We start from the raw sequence: 4,390 nt of genomic DNA on the forward strand, positions 1-4,390 counted from the left end.
GACCACAACCGACGGCCTGCTTGATGCCGCCAGCGCGCTGCACAATCCGCGCAAGGGGTTTTACGGTATCGCGTGGAATGCGGCGCGCGGCACGGCGCTTGGCCATACGGTGCTGATGGCGCTTGCGGATTTCGGACAGCCGGTTCTTGATCTGCCCGGAGTAGCGGGCGGGTTCGACACCAGTCAGCTGCACAAACACAGCTATCGCGCGACCATCGACACACCTGCCGGTCTGCAGGCGGCGGAATTCCTGATGGAGCTGCTGAACTTCTCGCCGCCCGACATCCTGTCGATGAGCTGGTATGAGCGGGTCCGCCCCTATGCTGCGGGCACGGTCGCCATGGCCTATGGCTACACTCTGATTGCCCCTTACTTTGAAAGCGACGAGACATCGCCCGCCTTTGGCAATACCGGCTATCTGCCGCACCCCGCAGGACCCGGTGCCAGCACCGTGGCACCTGTCGGAGGCTATGTCATGGGCATCCCGGCGAACCTTTCCGAAGACCGGTTGCCGGCGGCGGTCGAGGCTCTCACGGTTTTCACGTCACCTGAGGCGCAGAAGCTGTACGTGCAGAACGGCAGCCGCACGAACCCGCGTTATTCTGTGGCCGCTGACCCGGAGGTGCGCCGCGCCTCGGCAATTTTCGAGGCGGTCGACGGCATGTCCTGGCGCGATGAGCTGCAGTTCTGGCCCCGCCCGCCGGTGCCTGAAATTACCGGCCTTGCTCGGATCTGCGGCGAGGAATTTCACGACATGCTGCGCGGTGTTCACAGCCCGCAGACCGCTTTGCGCCGCGCACAGAAGCGTGCGGATGCACAGCTGAAACCGAACTGAAGACTTTAAAGGGAGGAAAGAAAATGGACAGCGAACGCCTTAAGGGAAAGAACGTGCTGATCACCGGCGCCGCACGCGGCATGGGCGCGGCAAATGCCGAACACTTCGCCGCACAGGGGGCGAATGTCTGCCTCGGCGATCTCAATCTTGACGAGGCCGAGACTGTGGCCGCGCGCATCAACGACGCAGGAAACGGCAAGGCGATTGCCGTGAAAATGGATGTCACAAAGCGCGAGGATAACGCCGCCGCCGTGGCCGCCGTGGTGGATGCCTTTGGTGAGATCAACGTCGGGCTTTTCAATGCGGGCCTCAACAAGCCGCGGTTTTTTATGGACATCGACGAGGACAACTGGGACCTCATCATGAACGTGAATACCAAAGCGATGTGGCTCGGCATGCAGGAGACCGCAAAGCAGATGATCGCCCAGGGTAAACGCGATTACCCTTATAAAATCATCAACGTGGGCTCCATCGCATCGCGCAAGCCGCTGGTGGATGTGACCGTCTACTGCACATCGAAATACGGCTGCCTCGCACTGACCCATTGCGGTGCGCTGGCGCTCAGCGAGCACAACATCACCGTCAACGGATATGCGCCCGGCGTTGTGGTCACGCCGCTCTGGGAGCAGCTCGACAAAGATCTCGTCGACATCGGTTTCAAGGAACGCGCAGGCCAGGCATACGACGATATCGTGCGCGATGCGCTGCAGATCAAACGGGTGTCTTATCCGGAGGATGTGCGCGGCACCGCGGCTTTCCTCGCGTCAGGCGACAGCGACTACATGACCGGCCAGATGATCCACATCGATGGCGGCTGGTGCATTCAGTAACCCCCCGACTTCAGACACTTTTAATGTAATCACCGGTGTGCTCCGTCGCACCTGAAAGGAAAACATCATGTCACGCGCTCTTATGCCGAATATGCTCACGCCGCAGGATCTGGAACCAAACTGGGAGTGGCGCGAAAAGCTGCCCGCCTGGGGCCATATGTCGGTGGATTTCGAACGCCGGATCGACCACGACCGGTTGCGCCGCTACCGCCTTGCCCGGACGCGACAATCTCTGCAGGCCTCTGGTGCCGGCACGCTGCTGCTCTTTGATGTGAACAACATCCGCTATGTCTCCGCCACTAAGATCGGCGAATGGGAGCGGGACAAGATGTGCCGTTTCTGTCTGCTGACAGGGGACGACTCTCCTTATGTGTGGGACTTCGGCTCGGCGGCCGTCCACCACAAGCGCTACTCCGACTGGCTGGAGCCTGATCACTGTCTTGCAGGTGTCGTCGGCATGCGCGGGACCATTCCGCCCGAATTCGGGCTGATGAAGAAATACGCCAAGATGATTGCACAGCTGATCAAAGATGCAGGGATGGCCGACATGCCGGTGGGTGTCGATTACGCCGAAACCGCCATGTTCCACGCGCTTCAGGAAGAAGGCATCAATGTCATCGACGGCCAGCAGATCATGCTGGCCGCGCGTGAGATCAAGAACTGGGACGAGATCCAGCTGCTGACGCAGGCGGCCGCCATGGTCGATGGCGTCTATCACATGATCTATGAAGAGCTGAAACCAGGCGTGCGCGAAAACGATATCGTCGCCATGTCGAACAAGATGCTTTACGAGATGGGCTCGGACGATGTTGAGGCAATCAACGCCATTTCCGGTGAGCGGTGTAACCCGCATCCGCACAACTTCACCGACAGGCTGATCCGTCCCGGGGATCAGGCCTTCTTTGATATCCTGCAAAGCTATCAGGGGTACCGGACCTGCTATTACCGGACCTTCAACGTGGGCCGCGCGACGCCGTCGCAGAACGATGCCTACGTGAAAGCGCGCGAATGGATCGATGCCTCGATCTCGATGATTAAACCGGGTGTTTCCACTGACAAGGTGGCGGAGGTCTGGCCTACGGCGGAAAGCCTCGGGTTCCCCAATGAGGATGCGGCCTTTGGCCTGCAGTTCGGTCACGGGCTGGGTCTTGCGCTGCACGAGCGGCCGATCATCAGCCGCGCGGTCAGCCTGGATCATCCGATGGAGATCCAGACCGGTATGGTCTTTGCGCTCGAGACCTACTGTCCCGCGACAGACGGGTATTCGGCGGCCCGGATCGAGGAAGAAGTCGTGGTCACGGAAACGGGTTGCGAGGTGATCAGCCTCTTCCCGGCCGAAGACCTGCCCATTGCCAACAGGTACTGATCATGTCCGGCCCCTTTGATCTGAACGGGCGTTGCGCACTTGTGACCGGTGGTGCAACCGGCATCGGCGAGGGTATTGCCCTCGGCCTTGCCGCCGCCGGTGCCGACGTGGCGCTGACCTACCGGAGCCATGCGCCTGAAGAAACACTCGCAAAGCTCGAAGCTCTGGGCGTGAAGGCCGCTGCGGTGAAAGCTGACTTTGACGGTATGGATGCGGCGGCTGCCGCAGAGGTGGTGGGCTTTGCCCGGGACGCACTTGGCGGGCTGGATATCCTGGTGAACAACGCCGGCATCATTCACCGCGAGCCATCGGTTGATATGCCGTTCGAGGACTGGCGGCGCGTTCTGTCGGTCAACCTCGACGGGGTGTGGCTGCTCAGCCAGGCGGCAGGGCGTCATATGGTGGATCAGGGCTCCGGCAAGATCGTGATCGTCGCATCGGTTCTGGGCGCGCAGGGTGGCCTGATGGTGCCGGCCTATGCCTCCAGCAAACACGCCGCAATCGGGCTGACGCGCGCCCTCTGCAACGAGTGGGCCGGCAAGGGCGTCAACGTCAATGCCATCGCACCGGGCTACACCGCAACGGATAACACCCAGGCGCTCAGAGATGATCCGGACCGCTCAAAGTCATTATTGGAACGCATCCCTGCGGGGCGGTTTGCTGAGCCGTCAGAAATCGCAGGTGCTGCCGTTTTTCTGGCATCGGATGCCGCCGCCTATTGTCATGGCAGCGTTGTGACGGTGGATGGCGGCTGGCTGGCCCGCTGAGGAGGATAATATGGAACAGACACTTTCAGGAAAAACCGCGCTCGTTACCGCCGCAGGGCAGGGGATCGGACGCGCGTCAGCCGAAGCACTGGCGGCACGCGGCGCAAAGGTGATCGCCACCGATATTGACAGAGCGGCAGTTGACGATCTTGCCGCACAGACAGCCGGGATTTCGGCGCATGACCTGAACGTTCTTGATGTGCGCGCGATTGCGGCGCTGACGGGTGAGGCCGGACCGTTTCAGATCCTCGTGAATTGCGCGGGATGGGTGCATACCGGCACGATTCTCGATTGCGATGACGATGCCTGGGACCGGTCTTTTGATCTGAACGCAAAGGCGATGTTTCATGTGACCAAAGCGGTCCTGCCTGGCATGCGCGAGGCAGGCGGCGGGTCGGTCATCAACATCGCATCGGTTGTCTCAAGCCTGAAAGGGGCGCCCAACCGTTTTGCCTACGGCGCCTCGAAGGCGGCGATCATCGGCATGACCAAGGCCATAGCCGCCGATTTTGTGCAGGAGGGTATCCGCTGCAACGCGATCTGTCCGGGGACTGTCGAAAGCCCCTCGCTCAAAGAGCGCCTGGCCTCCACC

5 protein-coding genes are annotated in these 4,390 nt (G+C 61.0%); all 5 read left to right on the forward strand.

What is annotated here, in order from left to right:
• Positions 1-835, forward strand: an 835-nt coding sequence (locus Q0M35_RS17600; RefSeq protein WP_295317560.1) for an extracellular solute-binding protein, incomplete at its 5' end; no start/stop codon positions are given.
• A gap of 23 nt (positions 836-858) precedes the next feature.
• Positions 859-1,665: an SDR family oxidoreductase gene (locus Q0M35_RS17605; RefSeq protein WP_295317561.1), complete on the forward strand. Its 807-nt coding sequence runs from the start codon at positions 859-861 to the stop codon at positions 1,663-1,665.
• A 67-nt stretch (positions 1,666-1,732) separates the two neighbouring features.
• Positions 1,733-3,031, forward strand: a complete 1,299-nt coding sequence (locus tag Q0M35_RS17610; RefSeq protein ID WP_295317562.1) for a Xaa-Pro peptidase family protein — start codon at positions 1,733-1,735, stop codon at positions 3,029-3,031.
• A gap of 2 nt (positions 3,032-3,033) precedes the next feature.
• Entirely contained in the window at positions 3,034-3,798 is a 765-nt protein-coding gene (locus Q0M35_RS17615) for an SDR family oxidoreductase (protein WP_295317563.1), read from the forward strand.
• Positions 3,799-3,808: 10 nt separating this feature from the next.
• Positions 3,809-4,390 (forward strand): SDR family NAD(P)-dependent oxidoreductase (locus Q0M35_RS17620; RefSeq protein ID WP_295317564.1); only part of this gene is annotated, 582 nt, incomplete at its 3' end.

The sequence above is a fragment of the Roseobacter sp. genome (genome assembly GCF_024639605.1).
Classification (GTDB): domain Bacteria; phylum Pseudomonadota; class Alphaproteobacteria; order Rhodobacterales; family Rhodobacteraceae; genus Roseobacter.

Bases quoted from the DNA above. Each gene is read 5' to 3' on its own strand.
- Q0M35_RS17605 (WP_295317561.1), top strand. From the start codon at position 859: ATGGACAGCGAACGCCTTAAGGGAAAGAACGTGCTGATCACCGGCGCC.
- Q0M35_RS17610 (WP_295317562.1), top strand. From the start codon at position 1,733: ATGTCACGCGCTCTTATGCCGAATATGCTCACGCCGCAGGATCTGGAA.
- Q0M35_RS17615 (WP_295317563.1), top strand. From the start codon at position 3,034: ATGTCCGGCCCCTTTGATCTGAACGGGCGTTGCGCACTTGTGACCGGT.